The sequence below is a fragment of the Mycolicibacter algericus DSM 45454 genome (assembly GCF_002086455.1).
In the GTDB taxonomy this organism is placed as follows: Bacteria; Actinomycetota; Actinomycetes; order Mycobacteriales; family Mycobacteriaceae; genus Mycobacterium; species Mycobacterium algericum.
In genome coordinates this window covers 1-641 of sequence record NZ_MVHC01000095.1, presented here as the reverse complement: position 1 = coordinate 641, position 641 = coordinate 1, and the positions used below count along the sequence as shown (strand labels likewise).

Below are 641 nucleotides of genomic sequence, written 5' to 3'. Positions count from 1 at the left end.
AAACACTCCTTCTGTCCGCCCCAACGGCGGTCCGATGGTGGACCACCCCGGACTTACACAGATGGAATGACACGCCCGGCCTTCGTGATCGACGCCTACGCCCGGCGGATCGTCGGATGGCGCACCGCCCCCACGATGACCTCCCAACTGGTGCTCGATGCCATCGAGCACGCCATTTGGACCCGTAGCCGCGACGGCATCGAGGATCTAACCGGGCTGATCCACCACCATGACCGCGGCAGCCAATACACCTCGGTGGCGTTCACCGACCGACTCATCGAAGCCGGCATTGACGCCTCCATCGGGGCCACCGGCAACTCCTACGACAACGCCCTGGCAGAGACGATCAACGGGCTCTACAAGACCGAGCTGATCAAGGCCCAGGGCCCGTGGCGCACCGTTGACCAGGTCGAAGTCGCCACCCTGGAATGGGTCGACTGGTTCAACCACCGCCGACTCTACGAATACTGCGCAGACATGCCACCGGCCGAGTGCGAAGCCCTGTACTACCGTCACCACCGAACTCCGCACACCGCCGAGTTCTCAACCCCGTAAGTCTCCGGAGAGCAATGATCAATACCTGTGGATGAGCCTCGGTGAGGCGGCGTAGGAAAGGGCGCACCTTCCCGAGGATGATCTGA

The 641-nt window shown here is 62.9% G+C and carries 1 pseudogene; it reads left to right on the top strand.

The features are described 5' to 3' along the window. Positions 1–63 precede the first annotated feature (63 nt). Positions 64–555: pseudogene (locus BST10_RS22255) on the top strand (DDE-type integrase/transposase/recombinase); the annotation flags it as partial. Positions 556–641: the final 86 nt, after the last annotated feature.